Source organism: Flavobacterium commune (genome assembly GCF_001857965.1).
Taxonomy (GTDB): Bacteria; Bacteroidota; Bacteroidia; order Flavobacteriales; family Flavobacteriaceae; genus Flavobacterium; species Flavobacterium commune.
On record NZ_CP017774.1, the window covers coordinates 3,763,483 to 3,782,021 of the forward strand.

The following is an 18,539-nucleotide window of genomic DNA, read 5'->3' on the forward strand; positions in this document are numbered from 1 at the left end:
TATTATTTACAACAAAAACTTATTTCTTATAATACTTTCTGTATTTTGGATAAGTAATCGCTCCTATTAAAGCAATTCCTCCCATTGAATAGTAAATCCAGTTGAGCGAATGCGCTTCTCCACTTGCGTAAGAATGCAATCCTACTAAGTGGAAATTCACTCCATAATAGGTAAACAAAATCGAAATAAAAGCAAACATACTCATCAGATTGAAAATCCATTTTCCTCTTAAACTAGGAACAAAACGAGCGTGAATTACAAAAGCATAGACCATAATACTAATTAATGCCCAGGTTTCTTTTGGATCCCAACCCCAGTAACGTCCCCAACTTTCATTAGCCCATTGTCCACCAAGGAAGTTTCCAATAGTCAACATAATTAATCCTATGGTTAATGCCATTTCGTTAATATAACTAATCTCCTTGATGTTCAAATCCATCTTAACTTTGTTCTTTTCGTTGGTAAAAAAGATTAACAACAACGAGACAAATCCTAAAATCATTCCCAGTGCAAACGGTCCATAACTGGCCACAATTACCGCAACGTGAATCATTAACCAATACGAATTCAGCACCGGTTGCAGATTAGCAATTTCCGGGTCAATCCAGTTCATATAAGCAGCCATTAAAATCATAGCGGTCACAAAGGCAGAGGAAGCCACGGTTAATTTTGATTTAATGTCAAAAGCCAAACCAAAGAACATGGTTGCCCAGGAAACATATACAATCGACTCGTAAGCATTACTCCAAGGCGCATGACCTGAAATGTACCAACGCGCAATTAATCCTGCGGTATGTAATGCAAACAACAATCCAATGAAAATATGCATACCATTTACCAAATAATTCAATGCTTTTCTTTCCTTAAATATTTTTAAAATGGTGAATAAAAGCATCAAAATTGCCGCTGATAAATACCAATACGGTAATTTTTGAAAAACATCGTATTTGTTATATAAAATTTCTAAAGTGACTTTGTCTTCCGAAGGCAATACTTTTTCTCCAAATTTCTTTTGGAATCCATGTAAACTTTCTAATAATTCATCCGAATTTTTATAATCTCCTGAAACAGCAGCATTGGTTAAAGAACCAAAATACAATGGCAAAACACTTTTGGTGTATGTAGAATCCATACCTTTCAAGCCTGCTGTTGAAAGTTCATTAATAGAAATCCATTTATTATTCGGGTCATTCGGAATTGGAAAAATTTTCAAAATAGTCCCGCTCAATGCCGATTCCATTAAGTTCACTTTCTTATCTGTTTCCACAAAATCTTTTTCAAACTGATTCGGATTTGCTGCCTTATAAGCCGCTTCCAAATAAGGGGATAATTTATAATTTCCCTGTCCGTCAAAAAAAGCAATAAAAGGCGCATATTTTGCTTTAGCATCAATACCAATAATTTTTCGAATACTGTCATTGCCACTTTTAATGTAAATCAAAGGAACTTCAATCCATAATTGCGCATATTGTGACATCGACAAAAATACCTGATCAGAGTTCATGCCTTTGTATTCGTTAGCATGACTTACTTTTCGCAACAATTCAGATGAAAAAGTATTAATCGGTTTCATTCTTCCACCTGCATCCTGAATAATCAATCGACCAAATTGAGCCGCGTGTTTTTCAGAAACCTTGTATTTTGTGATTAAGGAATCCAGTTGTTTTTCAGTTGGAGCCACTCGCACAGGCATTTTTCCAGCTTTTGCAGGTTCGGTATGTGCGTGATTGTGTTCCTGCTCTGTATGATCGTGATTGTGGTCGTGTCCTTCATGGTCATGATCGTGATCCTGCATTTGGGCAAAACCATTAAAACTTAAGAACAAAACTAAAATCGGAATCAATTTTTCTTTTTTCTCCTTAACCACTTCTAATTTTCGTTTCAAATCAGCAAAACGGGAATGTTTAGTAAACATAATTGCCATTAACGAAAAGAACAAAAGGAAATAACCCGCATAAGTAATATTAGTTCCCCAGAAATCGTGGTTTACCGAAAGTACCGTTCCTTTTTCATCCGGGTCAAAAGAAGACTGGAAAAAACGATAGCCTTTATGGTCTAAAACATGATTCATATAAATTTGGGCATCAAATGGTTTTTCTGCCGAATCCAAAACCGTTACCTTACTTTCAAAAGAAGAATAACTTTTCTCCGTTCCCGGGTATTTTTGAGCAATAAAATCGTTCAATTTAATTTTAAAAGGCAAAATATAAGCCTTACTTCCGTAGAATAATGAATATTCAATATTCCCAATTTTCACTGTTTTAGGCTCACCCTGTTTTCCTTTTGAACCTAAAACTGTTACTTCTTTTTCCTGTCCTTCGGCTTTAACAGTCAAGACCAAAGCATCTTCATGAGTTTTAGCTTTAAAATCATTATTGGATTCGTAGTCAATCACACCTCTTACAGCAGGATCCGGAAAAACAATTCGAATATCGCCTATGCTGTACAACGAACGCATCATTAGCGGCTGTACTTTATCCTTAGCAACTCCTCCTTGCAACTTATCAGCCATACGCATAAAGTTTCCTTCAAAAGGCGTTTGAATTGTATAATTCTCACCGTCAAAGTTAATATTGATAGCTCCATCAGTAGGTTTGTTCAAAGCAAAAAGCACATTGTGAATATTTTGTACTTCGCCTTCTTTCAGGAAATGTTCCTCACGTCCGCCCGAACCGGCTTCGACTAATTTCATGTACAAAGTTCCGTTGGCATCAGGTTTCACATATTCTTTTGCTCCCATGATGAAGTTTTTGTATTTTACTTCAAATGGCGTATCGGCGAATTGCCCTGCTACAGCAAAATCATTATTGGTAACCGGTGATAACAAAACAGACTTTTCAAAAACACGACGTTTCATTTCGCCTTTGTACTCACCATCGACAAAAACAGTTAGAAATGTTTTGTCCGAATAAAACTGGTTTTCGGTAGCATTTTCACGAATAGGCATCATACCTTCATAGCTGATGTAACGAGTAATAAAAGCGCCTAAAAGAATAAATATAAAAGCCAAATGCAGCAATAAAGTAGCCCATTTTTCCTTTTTTAACAACTGATACCGTTTGATGTTTCCAATGAAATTAATCATAAAAAACACCATAATCCCTTCAAACCACCAGGTGTTATAAACCCAAATTCGGGCTGTATCGGTATTGTATTTACTTTCGATGAAAGTTCCTGCTGCCATTGCTACTGCAAAAGCCAGAAAAAGAAAAGCCATTAAGCGGGTAGAAAATAAAAAAGCGTATATTTTTTTATCCATTTGTAAGGAATTGTGTTTTGTAAAAGTGCCACAAAAGTACTTAAAAATGTTGAGTTCTAAAGTCGGGCAATTGTTAATTAAAATCCAAAATTAAAACTCAAAAAATTGGTTTTCACCAGCCTTTTTAAAAGACTATTCCTTGGTAAATCAGTCCGATTGGGTACAATTTTATCTGTTAACAATTGTTATAAGCTTACACAGTACGGCTTCTTATAATTTACCGCAAAGTTCGAAAGGCTTTTTTTTTGATAATTGAAAAAAAACGCAAAGTTCGCAGCACTTTGCAAACTTTGCGTTTTTATTTAAACTTCTACGTAAAATTATCTGAACGCGTTTTTCAAATAAACCTTATGATTTGTTTTTTACTTAAACTTATTTCAAATTCTCATTGAAAAACTGCTCTAATTTATCAAACGGAATCACATCTACTTTATCATACAAATCAACATGAACTGCATTTGGAATAATTAGTAGTTCTTTTGGCTCATTTGCTACTTTAAAAATGTCTTCGCTAAAATATCTTGAATGTGCATTTTCGCCTACAATCAAAAGCATCGGTCTTGGCGAAATTTCTTTTACATAACTTAAAATAGGCATATTCATAAATGAAATCGCATTTGTAATTAACCAAGCTCCATTTGAATTTACAGAATTCGGATGAAAACCACGAGGAGTTCTGTAATAGTCAAAATATTCTTTTACAAATTGAGGTTCATCACCATTCAAGGTTTCTGGTAAATTTCTTGTACCGTAGGCTGGTTTTACGTTTTCGGCATCTTTCCAACGTTGCTCACCCAATCCTTCCAATGTTTTTGTGCGCTGTTCTAATGTTACCGAATCATTATACCCTTTTGACATTACTCTGGTCATATCATACAAACTTGTCGTAGCAACGGCTTTCACTCTTTTGTCAATAGCTGTTGCATTTAAAGCAAAACCGCCAAAACCACAAATTCCGATGATTCCGATTTTGTTTCTGTCCACATTTTTCTGTAATCCCAAAAAATCGACCGCAGCACTAAAATCTTCGGTATTGATGTCTGGTGAAGCTACATTTCTTGGTTCGCCGCTACTTTCTCCTGTATAAGATGGATCGAAAGCCAATGCTATAAAACCACGTTCTGCCATTTGGTTAGCATACAATCCGGACGATTGCTGCTTCACTGCTCCAAAAGCTCCGCTGATAACAAGTGCTGCTAATTTTTGGTTTTCTGCATTTTTAGGAAGGTATAAATCTCCACTTAAGATAATGCCGTAACGGTTTTTGAATGATACTTTTTGACGGCTTACTTTATCACTTAATTGAAAAGTATAATGTTCTTTTGATGTATTCATTTTTTCTGAAATTGATTTTACTTTTTGTGCAAATAATTGTCCTGCTACCAGAAACAGTATTGCGGTTGCGAATGCTTTTTTCATTTTATTTTGCTTTTTTAATTAAACACTACTTATCGATTACCGTTTCGTTCTAATTCACCATATCTTTTTTAATATTTAGAACGAAGAATCAATTAAAGCTCCTGCGCTGTTGGACGAAATATGATTTCATTAATATCTACATCTTCAGGTTGGCTGATTGCGAAAGCAACTACACGTGCAAAACTGTCCGGACTAATCCCTACTTCTCCCACATAATCTTTGTTAGCTTGCTGAATGTCTGCTTCGGTAATATGTTCGAGCAACTCTGTTTTAACAGCACCTGGACACACAATCGTTGTACGTATATTATACTGCTTGACCTCCATACGCAAACCTTCCGTCAATGCCCGAACGGCATATTTTGTAGCAGAATAGACTGCAGAACCGTTAAATATTTTATGACCTGCAACAGAAGAAGTGTTGATAATCTGACCTGACTTTTGCTCTTTCATATAAGGGAGAACTGCGGCAATTCCATTAAGTACACCTTTTATGTTAACATCTATCATCGTATTCCACTCGGCAACATTAATTCGGTCCATTGGGGACAAAGGCATTATACCTGCATTGTTAATTATGACATCTACACGTCCAAATTGTTGAACAGCCGTATCAACCATTTTTTTTACCTGCTCCAAATTTGTTACATCCACTGAAATAGCAAGAGATTTCCCTCCAACTTCCTGAATATCTTTTGCCAGCTTTTCAATTTTATTGAATCTTCTTGCGCCAAGTACCACAGTTGCTCCAAGTTCTGCCAAATGCTTCGCTGCAGCTTCACCAAGACCACTGCTTGCTCCTGTTATTACAACTACTTTGTTTTTGATGTTATTTTCCATATTTATTTTTTAATTACTTTTCGTTTCGTTAAGTTTTTAATTATTTTCAAATTTTACGACCACATTCCCGTTACCCAATGCAGTAGCAAGTCCGGTAGGATTATCAACATATCCAAGTTTTGTATAGCTGTATGCCGTGTTGAAACTTTTATAAAAAAGCACCAACACATTATTTCCATAAAGTGTTAAATCACCTACTTTTATATCACCACCAACCGAAGCATTTGTTGGAAGTGGACTAGAAAAATTATAGTATTTTTCATTTCCATTTAGTTCGATCATGTTTATGGTAAGCGGAAGCCTTGCCTTAAATTCATTTGCACTCGCATTATCATACAATGTTGCTGTAAAAATTGCGGTTCCGATTCTAATTTTAATTTTAATTGTTGAAAGGTTAGTGTTTTCACCACCAGTTGTATCGTTCCCATTGTTTTGTGATGGCATTGGCACATTATTTTCAGTTGTGTTATTTTCATCGTTTTGGGCTGATGATGCTGCATCATCATTACTGCAACTTGCGGTACAAAAAGAAAAAGCGAAAAGAACAACGATAACAGTTATTAAAGATTTCAGTTTCATAATTATCTATTTTAAGGTTTAATATTTTTAATAAATTTTGCTGGAATGCCACCAACTATAGTATTATCGGGAACATCTTCAGAGACAACAGCTCCCGCTGCTACAACGGCATTTTCGCCAATCGTTACACCTGATAAAATGGTCGAATTAGCACCAATCCAAGCATTTTTTTTAATATAAATGGGTTTTGGAATTAGAGAATGGCGGTCTTCAATTGAGGTTGGATGTCCTTCGGTTAGCAAACTTACTTTCGGTGCTATCAACACATTATCTTCTATGGTAATTCCGCCCAAATCCAGAAAAACGGAATCAAAATTTATAAATACATTTTTACCAATTTTGGTGTGCTTTCCGTAATTGATATGCAATGGTGTAAATACGGTTACACTTTCGTCAATTTCAGTCTCTGTTATTTGGCTTAAAAATTTTCTGATTTCAACCGGATTGGATGCGTTATTCATCTTAACCAATAATTTCTTGGTAACAAAAGAAGCTTCCCGCATTTTATAGGCTTCATTATCGGTTGGCGAAATAATTTCTCCATTTTTTAATCGCTCAAATATTGTTTTTGCTTGCATGTCTGTTAAGATTTACAATGCAAAGTTAAAGACAAAGCCTCGCAGTGACTTTACTGCGAGGCTCAAAGAATCTTTCTGAAAAGCTCAATATCAAACTTCCGTAGGCGAAATTCCATATTGTTTTTTAAAGGCTGTAGAAAAATGCGACGGATTTTTAAAACCCACTTCCACATACACATCCTGCACTTTTTTACCTTCTTCTTTTAGTTTAAAATAGGCCACTTCAAGACGTTTTTTGATTAGCCATTTTTGCGGAGTAAGATTGCTTATTTTCTTAAAATCTCTTTTAAAGGTTGCTAAACTTCTTCCCGTGAAGGATGCAATTTGTTCCATTGTTAGTTCGTCCTGATAATTTTCATTTAGAAATTCCAAAATATCTACTTTCCATGGTTCGGCAAAATCAAAAAGGATTGGATATAATAACTCGTTACTGTTTAACAAGGCGTAAATTCCTTCTAACAATTTCAAATGCGTTATGCCCTCGGTTGGTTTTACATTGCTATCAAAATAAGGATTCAGTGATTGAAACAAACTTTCTATTGCAGGAGTTTGCTTTAGTTTGAAAACATTTTCATCTGTAAGAACAATATTCTTCGGGATTTCAGCCTTATCCATTTTACTGTAGAACTCACGTAAAACATTCCTTTTAAAAGTCAACGAAATGCCTTTGTACAACTCTTCGCCCTTGCTGTTTTTGTACATTTTCAAACGATGATCTCTTCTGACAAAAGCACATTCACCAGACTGAAGAACTATTTTTTCATTTCGGTCTTCAATCACTTGCTCACCCGAGTACAAATACACCAATACGTGTTCCGGAGTCGCATGAATACATTTTTCGCTATAATCGGAGTAGCAAGACAAAAATATACCTGAATAACCTATGGTTTTCAACTTATCTGTTTCTTCTGGAGTCATATTTTACTGTTTTGATAAAGATTATAATCTAACAAAATTAAGGATTAAGTTTTGGCTAAACTTTATTTAAAAGCTCATTATTTATTGCTCAGAAGCTCATCTTAAATAAAACAGCTGGTTTTAATTTCCAAGGTTTTAATAGTATCAAGCTTTAAAAATATCTAAACAATCAGTATCATTCCTTCATAACTGATTCTAAATTCATTTTTAAAATTAACAGGATTGCTTTTTCTTTACCCCAATTACTACTCTATAAATTAAAAAGACAATGAAAATGATATTAATCAAATACCATAAATGTAAACTAACGTAATTTACTTTTTGCGAGAAAGTCATACTTTCTAAACTCCAATATTCTCCTTTGCTTTCCTCATAAAAATCGTCGTATCCCATTAACATCAACCCTAGAAAAATATAGACAAACAAATCAAAGACAATTAATCCTATTCCGATTAGCACGTTTTTTAATATAAATAGGTTTTTCATTACTCTAAAGTTTGTTTTGAAAATCTTTACAGGCACAGAATACAATTCTATGCTAACGATTGTGGTAAATAAACACAGTCAATTTATTTAAATTTTGTAAAATCTCTTTTGAAATTTCGATATGGGCACGAGCAAGATGCTCGCGCTCAATGTCATTAAGTTAAGAGTTTTTTGCTGAATTAGCAAGTGTTTTTAATTGTTTTTTAATACTATTTTTCGTATTTTTATTATCAAATAATAACACCTGAATTTTGAAAAAAAACGAGTACTTTTATCTTCAATAAAATTAAAAATGAAATTTTTTCAGAAGAGTTTAAGTCGCATTTTAGAATATCTGATAAGTATTTCATTAGAAACAGAAAGCAACATTTTCCAATCATTTTACTCTTTATGTTAAACCTTCTGAGAAAAAGTTTATCACTTGAAATCGAAAATTTTGTTTCGTTTTTTAAACAGCAGTCTTTTCCTAAATTTACCAAAAGTGCCTTTGTTCAAGCTAGAAGAAAAATTAAACCTGAAGTTTTTAAACACTTGTCTTCTATGCTATTGGAAGAGTTTTATACCGATAACGATGATGCAATACATCTATGGAAAGGTTTTCGACTATTAGCGGTTGATAGCACCCGAATTACCTTGCCCATAACAACAGAACTAAAAGCGATATACGGCGTTACTAAAAATCAAACAGATTCGCATATTGTACAAGCTCGTTGTTCCGTTTTATTTGATGTTTTAAATAAATATGTTTTAGATGGAGTTTTGGCTACTCCAGAAATTGGCGAAAGAGATTTAGCCCTTGTGCATCTACATTGTTGCAATCCAAAAGATTTACTCATTTATGATAGGGGTTATCCTTCATACAATTTTATACACCAACATATTGAAAAGAATATCAACTTTTTAATGCGTGTAAAAACTACTTTTAGCCAAACGGTAATGGATTTTGTTGAAAGTAAAAAAGCGTCACAAATAGTAGAAATTTTTCCGGGCAAAAACACAAAACTCTCCGATAAACCTTATGGTAAAAACACTCCAATTGAAGTACGATTGGTTCGTGTAGAATTACCTAATGATAAAGTTGAAATCCTTATTACTTCATTGTTAGACTCTCAAGAATTTCCTTCAAATCTCTTTAAAAAATTGTACGCCAAACGATGGAAAATCGAAACGTTTTACGACGAACTAAAGAATAAATTAAAAATTGAACACTTTTCGGGTTATTCGAATCAAACCATACAACAAGATTTTTATGCCGCTTTATTTATTAGTAATGTACAAACTTTGATTGTGAGTGAATTAGAAGATGAAATCAATGAGAAAAGCACTAAAATATACACTTATAAAGTAAACAATAACTTATCCTATGGTTTTTTAAAAAATCGAATTGTTGAGCTTTTTTTAAATCAAGATTCGTGTCAAGAAACTATATTAGATGAATTAAAAGAATTATTCAAATCACATCTCGTTCCAATAAGACCAAATCGGTCATTTGAGAGAAAATCAGGTAAATACAGATCTAGAATAAAACCTAAAACAACTAAGAATCAAAAGGATACTATTTGATTTCGGCTTAACTTAATGACATTGCGCTCGCGCTAGCTGGGGGAATAGCTTTTTCATTGCTTGTTAAAGGTTGTTTTGAAAATCTTTGCGGGCACAGAATATAATTCTGCGCTAACTATTGTGGTAAATCAGCGCAGTAGGGTTTCTACTTTTCAAAATTTTCTAATAAAGAAAGATAGTGTTTTCGTTGTCCTTCAGTAATTCCTAACCAACCTCCATTTCTCCAAAGTGTCACTAAGTCACTTGTACTCCTAATAGTCTCAAAATTCGGTATTACTTTTTCTCCAATAATTTCAGCAATTTCATTTGCTGCTTTTATAGCTGAATCAATACTTTCCACGGTCCACCACTTGTCTTGTTTATCATCAAGGTAAAAACCAATTCTTCGATTATAATGACGTTGATGTTCTATCGGTAAACTTGTATCGTCAAGTTTTGAAATAGATACACTGGCGATTTCAGTATTTACTGTCAATTTAAGAATGCTAGCTGTCGAGCTTTGACTACTTTGTACTCCAATGAAATAGGTCAAGTCCCCATTTGAAAAGCTAAATAAATTTCCCTTTTTCTTAAAATGTTGTTCTTTAAGTTCTCTTGTCAGTTTATCTAAGATTACTTTTTTATAGTCTTTTGACATCATTTGGCCCATCTTTACAGTTGCAGGTAACTAGTTTATAAACATATAACTCCATCCTATTTTCTTCAAATCATATATAATATCCGTAAATTTTCAACTTACATTATTACATATTTTTTTTAATACACAAACACAAATTTAAAAATATTTCTTACATACAAAGTATTATTTATTTTTAAAGCAAAACAAAAAAAGAGCTACCCTCCTTATCGAAGAATAGCTCTTTTTCCTATTGATTTTTGAAATTGTTATTGCTATTGCAATTTAATTAATCAAACAACTTTTTAGTATTGAAACCGGATGCTGGGCTTTTCGGCTGGTACCATCATAAATTTGATGACGGCAAGAAGTTCCTGCTGCGGCAATAGACACATTTTCATCGGTAGCCCTGATTTTTGGGAACAAGGTATCTTCACCCATTTGCATGCTTATTTCGTAGTGCTCTTCTTCATAACCAAAAGAACCCGCCATTCCACAACAACCGGAGTTGTAAATAGTAACCGAATTGTTTTTAGGCACATTCAACATCGCAAAAGTAGCTTCGACAGCACTCAATGATTTTTGGTGGCAATGTCCGTGAATTTTAATCTGCTTTTCGCTGGTCGAAAATTGTCCTGAATGAATTTTCCCTGCTCCAATTTCTTTCTTGAAAAACTCTTCGATAGTCAAAACGTTTTTAGCTAATTTTTCGGCAGCAGTTTTATCTTCTGCCAATCTTAAATATTCATCCCTGAAAGTCAATATTGCCGAAGGTTCAATTCCTATTAACTGACAATCATCTGAAATAATAGGCGCAAAAGTAGCAACGTTTTTTATCGCAATCATTTTAGCTTCTTCCAGGAATCCTTTCGAAATATAAGCTCTTCCACTTTCTTCATGCTCCACAACTACCACTTCGTAGCCTAATTTTGTCAACAATTCGAAAGCATCAATCCCTACATTTACATCATAATAATTAGTGAATTCATCGCAAAACAACACCACTTTACCATTTGGATATTCCTTATTGCTATTGACATTGTTATTGCTAAGCCATTTTCTAAAAGTCATTTTGGCTAACAGCGGAACCTCACGTTTCTGCGCGACTCCCATTCCTTTTTTCACAATGGAAAGATTGGAAACAAAATTAGTCAGGGCAGGAAAAAGACTTCCCATCTTATTCATCTTGGCATTATTAGCAAAGATTTTATTTCGAAACGAAAAACCATTTGCTTTTTGGTATTGGTACAAAAACTCTGCTTTTAAAGTCGCCACATCCACATTAGACGGGCATTCGCTGGCACAGGCTTTACAACTCACACACAATTCAAAAACCTCATACAATTCCTTATGATCAAATTTATTGTCTTTTTCAGAATGCGTTAAATATTCGCGTAAAGCATTTGCACGGGCACGGGTGGTATCTTTTTCATTGCGGGTAGCGCGATAACTCGGGCATAAAGTCCCTCCAGCCGAAGGCATTTTTCTACAATCTCCCGAACCATTGCATTTTTCGGCAGCTCTCAAAATCCCCATACTGTCTGAGAAATCCTGAATGGTTTGAATATCCGGTTCTACCCTATCGGTTTCAAAACGGAAATTCTCATCCATTTTTAAGGCATTAACAATTTTGCCCATATTCAAAACTGAATTCGGGTCGAATGCTAATTTGATACGCTTTAGTAATTCGTAATTCTTTTCACCAATCATAAAAGGTAAAAATTCACCTCTTACAATTCCGTCTCCATGTTCTCCACTCAAGGAACCACGGTATTTTTTGACCAAAATAGCCACTTCGGTAGCTATATTTCTAAATTGGTAAACGCCTTCTTTGGTCTTTAAATTCAACACCGGACGCAAGTGCAATTCTCCCGCACCCGCATGAGCATAATAAATAGCTTCCTGTCCGTGACGTTTCATCATAGCCGAAAAATCGGCAATATAATTAGGCAAATCACTCAATTCCACCGCAGTATCTTCAATAGAATCGGCGGCTTTATCATCGCCCACAATACTTCCTAAAAGTCCAAGTCCTGCTTTGCGGAGTTCGTTTACTTTTTCAATATCGACACCGTATAATTTTACCGAAGCATAACCAAAATTATTGTCTTCTAATTCTTTAATCAGAACATCGGCCTGCTTTTCGGCTTCTTCCATACTGATGTACGAACCTACCTCAAACATCATAATCGCTTTGGGTTCGCCCTGAATAAAAAAGCGGTTTTTACTTTGTTCTTTATTGTGTTTCGTACAATCTAAGATAGTATCGTCAATCATTTCGCAGGTGTACAAATGATGCTTCATGGCAATCATTACCGCCTCTAAACTTTCCTGAATACTGGTAAAATGAGTCACCACCATGATGTTATTCGTTGGCGGTAAATCGTCTAATTGCAAAGTAACTTCAGTTGTAAAAGCCAAAGTTCCTTCGCTACCACAAAGTAGTTTACCTACATTTATTGTTGGTTCAGTACCTCCAAACAAATCCGATTTCAACAACACATCCACCGCATAACCGGTATTTCGTCTGTGGATTTCCGGTTTTGGAAATTCGCTTTTTATCTCTTGCTGATTGGCTTCATTGGACAATTCTTCATAAAGCTTTCTGTAAATGGCACTTTCTAAAGAATCGCCTTTGGTTTTTTCTACAAATTCAGCCGAAGTAATGGTATTAAAAATAGCTATAGAACCATCGGCCAACACCGTTTTGATTTCAACAATCTTATCACGGGTAACTCCATAACGAATAGAAGTTGTCCCAGAAGAGTTGTTCCCCACCATACCTCCTACCATACAACGATTAGAAGTAGAGGTATTAGGTCCAAAAAATACTCCGTGTGGTTTTAAATACAAATTCAATTCATCTCTAATAACACCCGGTTGTACCGTAACGGTCTTTTTTTGAGCATCGAAAGCGACAATTTTTGTAAAATATTTCGATACATCTACCACAATTCCGTCACCAATAGTCTGTCCTGCTAAAGACGTTCCGGCAGTTCTTGGGATTAATGTCGTTTTATTTTCAATGGCATAACGCACTAATTTTACAATATCCTCAGTACTTTTTGGCAAAGCTACTGCCAAAGGAACAATTCGGTACGCCGAAGCATCAGTGGCATATAAAGTTTTATGAAGATCATCATATAAAAGGCTTCCTTCTAAAGAATCTGACAATTGCTTTAACGAGTGTGAATGAGACATAAATAGAATATCTTTTGTGTATTTAATACAGTTCTAAAAATTATTTGACAAATATAATATACCTGTTGGTTGAAAGTGTTTTTTAATTATTTTTTTTCTTTTTTGCTTGATTAAAAAAGAAACAAAAAAATCAAGTCTTACGCTTCCTCGTCGGTCAAATTAGTTTTCGAATGCTAAAAGAAAAGAACTCTCCGCCGCGGCGGATCAAACAGCTTTTCTTTTTACGCATTCTTCAAACATTTGACACTCGACTGCGGAAGCTAAGGACAGTGAAATCTCGAAAACACCAAGTTTTTTTGTTTTGGCAAAAAAATTGTATGACTAAAAAACATAAGGAAAATTAATCCTAAATTATCTGATAAACTTCGCTAAAAAAACTATTTTTGGTAACTGTTAAAACATCGCATTCAATGAATCATAAAAACCAAATCTGCTTATTTATCTCCGTTTTGTTGCTGTCTTTTGGCTACAGCCAGGCACAAAATAAAACCGCTAATCCCAAAAATGAATTCAGAGCCGTGTGGATTGCAACGGTTGCCAATATTGACTGGCCTGTAAAAAACACCGATTCGGTAGCCAAACAAAAAGCCGATTTTATTGAGATTCTAGATACTTATAAAAAACTGAATTACAATGTAGTTATAGTACAAATACGCAGCGCCGGTGATGCTATGTATCCCACTAATTTAGCGCCCTGGTCTAAATACTTAACCAGCAAGCAAGGATTAGCACCTTATCCTTTTTACGATCCTTTGGACTGGATGATTACGGAAGCGCACAATCGTGGATTTGAATTTCATGCCTGGCTCAATCCTTACAGAGCGACTATGGATTTGAACACATCCGAATTAAGCAGAAATCATGATGTAATCAAACACCCTGAATGGATGATTAAATATGGCGGAAAATATTATTACAATCCGGCATTACCTGAAGTTCAGGCACATTTAATTAATGTAGTTAACGAAGTAGTTACTAAATATGATGTGGATGCCATTCATTTTGATGATTATTTTTACCCTTACAGAATACAAGGAGAAGCATTTAACGATACCGCTTCCTATAGAAAATACGGAAAAGGCATGAGTGTGGAAGATTGGCGCAGAGACAATGTGAACAATTATCTAAAAAACACTTATGATGCTATCAAAAAACTAAAACCTTGGGTGCAATTTGGCATCAGTCCTTTTGGGGTCTGGAGAAACAAATCAGTTGATCCAAAAGGTTCTGACACACAGGCCGGACAAACGAATTATGACGATTTGTATGCCGACCCAATGGCCTGGATGGAAGGTAATTATATTGATTACCTTTTACCTCAATTGTACTGGAGCATTGAGCACAAAACTGCTTCATATGCTAAATTATTAAAATGGTGGTCTGAAAACACTAATACAAATACTGCTCTTTACATTGGAAACGGAACATACAAAATCAATAACGATTCGGATAAAAAATGGTTCAATCCTAACGAAATTCCAAACCAAATTGATTTGACCCGCAGCTACCCTAACGTTAACGGAAATGCTTTTTTTAGTGCCAAATGGTTTGTGAACAAAAACAAAGCTGTAACCCAATTACTGCAAGACAATCAATACCAATATCCTGCCTTGCCTTATGTAGTTCCTAATTCGAGACAAGAAGTTAAAGATGTGCCAAATGTAATGAACATCAACCATCAAAGCGATAATACTGTAATTAGCCTGAGTTTTCCAACCCAAAGTAAGATACGTTATGTTGTGGTTTATGGAGTTACCAATAAAAACCTGATTAATGTTAATGATCCAAGTCAGATTATTGACAAAATAGCTTTTAAAGAAACCAATGGCAGCATCAGCATCAAAATACCAAAATTATATCTGGAAAAACACAATAACTGCGCATTGACTTTTATCGATTATTTTGGAAATGAAAGTCAGGCCACTTTATTAAAAGCAAACAATAAAAACCTAAAAACAAATGAAGACAGATAATAACCCTTGGTATTGGATTCCATTATTAAATTTTGCTTCGGGTTTTCCGTATGTAATAATCATTTCCGTTTCGGTATTAATGTACAAAAACCTTGGAATCAGCAATGAAGACATTGGATTATACACCAGTTTATTATACTTACCATGGGTAATTAAACCCTTATGGAGTCCATTTATTGACTTACATGGTACCAAACGAAAATGGTTTTTAGCCATGCAATTATTCATTTCGATTGCCTTCTTGCTTGTGGGATTTATTATTCCAACAACTCAGTTTTTCATGATGAGTTTGGCTATTTTTTGGGTAGCCGCCTTTGCTTCTGCTTCCAATGATGTAGCCAGTGACGGATTTTATTTATTAGCGTTAACCAAAGACCAACAATCCTTCTTTTTAGGAATCCGAAGCACTTTTTACAGAGCATCAATGCTAACAGGAAATGGATTAATTATTTTATTAGCCGGTTATTTGGAACATTTGTATGGTGACAATCAAAAAGCCTGGTCGTACACCATGATTTTCGTTGGATTGGTAATGACTTTTTTAACTATCTACAACTATTTTGCTACTCCAAAAGCAGAATTGCCAATTAAAGCAGGAGAAACCGAAGAGAAAAATTTTGCCACTGTTTTTGCAAGTTTTTTCAAAAAGAAACAAATTAGATTAATCCTTGCTTTCATCCTTTTATTCCGTTTAGGAGAATCACAATTACTCAAGATGCTGACTCCTTTTTTAGTCGATAAAACAGATGTAGGAGGAATGGGATTAGCAACCGAAGATGTTGGATTAATATATGGAACATTCGGATTAATAGCACTTACTATTGGAGGAATATTAGGCGGAATCGCAATTTCTAAACAAGGGTTAGGAAAATGGATGTTACCTATGATTTTAATTATGCACTTGCCCATTATTGGATTTGTATTGCTAGCACATTTTCATCCCGCTTCGGTTTATTACATCTATGTGGTAGTTATTTTGGAGCAATTTGGTTACGGCTTTGGTTTTGCCGCTTTTATGATGTACTTAATTTATGTTGCCGAAGGCGAATCAAAAACATCCCACTACGCTATTGCTACTGGTTTTATGGCATTAGGCATGATGCTTCCGGGAATGCTTAGCGGATACATTCAGGAATATTTAGGTTATGGAAATTTCTTTATCTGGGTTTTCTTAGCTACAATTCCTGGAATCATTTTATCCCGATTTTTAGTTTTTCCGAAGGATTTTGGGAAGAAAACCGAAGAAGCAATCAACCAATAGCACACGGATTTCACGGATTCGCAAAGCGAAAACACAGATACTAACGGATTTTAAAAAATCTGTTTTCATCCGCGTCTTTACGAAGTAAATCCGTTTTATCCGTATACCAAAAAAGCATAAAATTCTCAATAATGACACAAGCACAAAAAATAGGACAATTCTTTTTTCCGGCTGTTTTTATCAATGACAGCGAAGAAAATATCCAGGCAACCGAAGAACTAATAAGAAAATACAATATTGGTGGATTGACTTTTTTTCACAGTCGTGCCAGTGCAGCTACAAACTACGAATCCAAGAAAAAAATTGAATTCAATGACGATAGTTACATTCGATTAAAAGAATTAATTGTCCGTTATCAAAAATGTGCTTCCACTCCACTTTTGATGAGTATTGATGCTGAATGGGGTTTAGCGATGCGTGTCGAAAAAACACCGCAATATCCTTATGCTATTACTTTAGGTGCTTTACCGGAAGAACAAAAAGACTTGGTGTACGAAGTTGGAAAACAAATTGCATTCGACTTAAAATCGGCGGGGATTCATTATAATCTGGCTCCTTTGGCCGATATCAATAATAATCCAAATAATCCGGTAATTGGTTATCGTTCTTTTGGAGAAGACAAAAACAAAGTTGCCAATTTTGCTCTAGAATATTTACGAGGAATGAGTGACGCTGGTGTTTTAGGCTGTTTGAAACATTTTCCTGGTCATGGAAATACCAATGTCGATTCACATTTGGGGTTGCCTGTTTTAGAAGAAAACCTGGAACAATTATTGGCAAACGAATTGTATCCGTTTATCAAAGGAATCGAGAATGATGTCGATTCAATTATGATTGGCCATTTGGCTGTTCCGGCTTTGAATGAAGGAAAAAACACTTCGGCAACCTTGTCTAAAAATATTATCCAAACACTTTTAAGAGAGCAATTGGGTTATGATGGTTTAGTAATTTCTGATGCCTTGAATATGCACAGTGTTTCGAAATTATACGATATTAAAGGGCAACTCGAATGGGAAGCTTTTAATGCCGGAAATGATGTGTTGTGTTTTGCCGAAAATGTTCCCGAAGGAATCCAAGCCATTTTAGAAAATGCCTCTGAAGAGCGCATTGAGGAAAGCTATAATAGAATTCTAAAATGCAAGGAAAAAGTAGGTATTATTACTGATAACCAACCAAAAGGAAATTTAGATTTTGAAAAAGCCGCAGCGTTAAACGCTGAAATTGCTCAATTCAGCATTACAAAAATCATTGATACTATTGATTTTGAAAGCATTCAAAAAGCGAATAGCGAGAAAAAAACAGCACAATTGTCAATTTATAAAAATGCGGAAAATAAATTTTCAAAAACCATTAATTCCAAATTACATTGTCCTCAATTTGCAATTGAGTCTATTGTAGATTTTGATTTTGAAGCTTTCGAAAAAATAGCAGCATCATTTAATTACCTCATTATTTCGTTGTTTGTTCCCAAAGCAAAACCTTTAAATCAATTTGAAATTGACGATGCTATTTTTAAATTATTAGAAAAATTATTGACCACAAAAAAATGCCTGATTTACGTTTTCGGAAATCCTTATGTCTTGTCTTTAATTCCTAATTTAAGCAAGGCTTCCAGACTTATTCAGGTATATCAGGATTTTGAAGAATTCCAAATTAACGCAGCAGAACAATTTTTATCTGATTCGAAATGCACAGGAAAACTTCCGGTTTTTATTGATATTCAATAATTTAAAACCAAAAACAACCTTAACATAACTAAAACTTATTATTAAATAAACATTAATAATCAACTACTATTACTACAAACCTTTTTTATAACTTATTTTTGCACCAACAAATAATAACTT

13 protein-coding genes are annotated in these 18,539 nt (G+C 34.6%); 4 read left to right on the top strand and 9 right to left on the bottom strand.

Annotation, left to right across the window (positions count from 1 at the left end; all coding sequences use genetic code 11):
- Positions 1-19 precede the first annotated feature (19 nt).
- From ccsA to BIW12_RS15745, 7 genes are all read right to left on the bottom strand, one after another.
- Complete coding sequence (gene ccsA, locus BIW12_RS15715; protein ID WP_071185988.1) at positions 20-3,259, bottom strand: cytochrome c biogenesis protein CcsA; 3,240 nt, start codon at positions 3,257-3,259, stop codon at positions 20-22.
- A 372-nt stretch (positions 3,260-3,631) separates the two neighbouring features.
- On the bottom strand, positions 3,632-4,678 hold the full coding sequence (locus BIW12_RS15720; RefSeq protein WP_071185989.1) for an alpha/beta hydrolase: 1,047 nt from the start codon (positions 4,676-4,678) through the stop codon (positions 3,632-3,634).
- 92 nt (positions 4,679-4,770) lie between these two features.
- Positions 4,771-5,517: an SDR family oxidoreductase gene (locus tag BIW12_RS15725; RefSeq protein ID WP_071185990.1), complete on the bottom strand. Its 747-nt coding sequence runs from the start codon at positions 5,515-5,517 to the stop codon at positions 4,771-4,773.
- A gap of 36 nt (positions 5,518-5,553) precedes the next feature.
- The gene (locus BIW12_RS15730) at positions 5,554-6,096 is read right to left on the bottom strand and encodes a cyclophilin-like fold protein (RefSeq protein WP_198033428.1); all 543 of its coding nucleotides are present in this window, start codon (positions 6,094-6,096) and stop codon (positions 5,554-5,556) included.
- An 11-nt stretch (positions 6,097-6,107) separates the two neighbouring features.
- Positions 6,108-6,674: a DapH/DapD/GlmU-related protein gene (locus BIW12_RS15735; protein ID WP_071185992.1), complete on the bottom strand. Its 567-nt coding sequence runs from the start codon at positions 6,672-6,674 to the stop codon at positions 6,108-6,110.
- Between the two features lie 90 nt (positions 6,675-6,764).
- The gene (locus tag BIW12_RS15740; RefSeq protein ID WP_071185993.1) at positions 6,765-7,592 is read right to left on the bottom strand and encodes a helix-turn-helix domain-containing protein; all 828 of its coding nucleotides are present in this window, start codon (positions 7,590-7,592) and stop codon (positions 6,765-6,767) included.
- 213 nt (positions 7,593-7,805) lie between these two features.
- A complete protein-coding gene (locus BIW12_RS15745) occupies positions 7,806-8,078 on the bottom strand; it encodes a hypothetical protein (protein WP_071185994.1) in 273 nt (90 codons plus the stop codon).
- 297 nt (positions 8,079-8,375) lie between these two features.
- Between BIW12_RS15745 and BIW12_RS15750 the strand changes: the two genes are divergently transcribed.
- On the top strand, positions 8,376-9,641 hold the full coding sequence (locus BIW12_RS15750) for an IS4 family transposase (RefSeq protein WP_255510575.1): 1,266 nt from the start codon (positions 8,376-8,378) through the stop codon (positions 9,639-9,641).
- 145 nt (positions 9,642-9,786) lie between these two features.
- Here the strand turns inward: BIW12_RS15750 and BIW12_RS15755 are convergent, their stop codons facing one another.
- Positions 9,787-10,281, bottom strand: coding sequence for a DUF4304 domain-containing protein (locus BIW12_RS15755; protein WP_181161692.1), 495 nt, complete (start codon positions 10,279-10,281; stop codon positions 9,787-9,789).
- 261 nt (positions 10,282-10,542) lie between these two features.
- Positions 10,543-13,458 carry an FAD-binding and (Fe-S)-binding domain-containing protein gene (locus tag BIW12_RS15760; RefSeq protein WP_071185996.1) on the bottom strand — a complete coding sequence of 972 codons (2,916 nt, stop codon included), beginning with the start codon at positions 13,456-13,458 and terminating at the stop codon, positions 10,543-10,545.
- 410 nt (positions 13,459-13,868) lie between these two features.
- On the opposite strand from BIW12_RS15760, the gene BIW12_RS15765 reads away from it, so the two are divergent.
- The 3 genes from BIW12_RS15765 (at position 13,869) to BIW12_RS15775 (ending at position 18,419) form a co-directional block, all read left to right on the top strand.
- Complete coding sequence (locus tag BIW12_RS15765) at positions 13,869-15,431, top strand: glycoside hydrolase family 10 protein (protein WP_071185997.1); 1,563 nt, start codon at positions 13,869-13,871, stop codon at positions 15,429-15,431.
- Entirely contained in the window at positions 15,418-16,692 is a 1,275-nt protein-coding gene (locus BIW12_RS15770; protein WP_071185998.1) for an MFS transporter, read from the top strand. The genes BIW12_RS15765 and BIW12_RS15770 overlap by 14 nt, the downstream gene beginning before the upstream one ends.
- Positions 16,693-16,823: 131 nt before the next feature.
- Positions 16,824-18,419, top strand: coding sequence for a glycoside hydrolase family 3 protein (locus tag BIW12_RS15775; RefSeq protein WP_071185999.1), 1,596 nt, complete (start codon positions 16,824-16,826; stop codon positions 18,417-18,419).
- Positions 18,420-18,539: the final 120 nt, after the last annotated feature.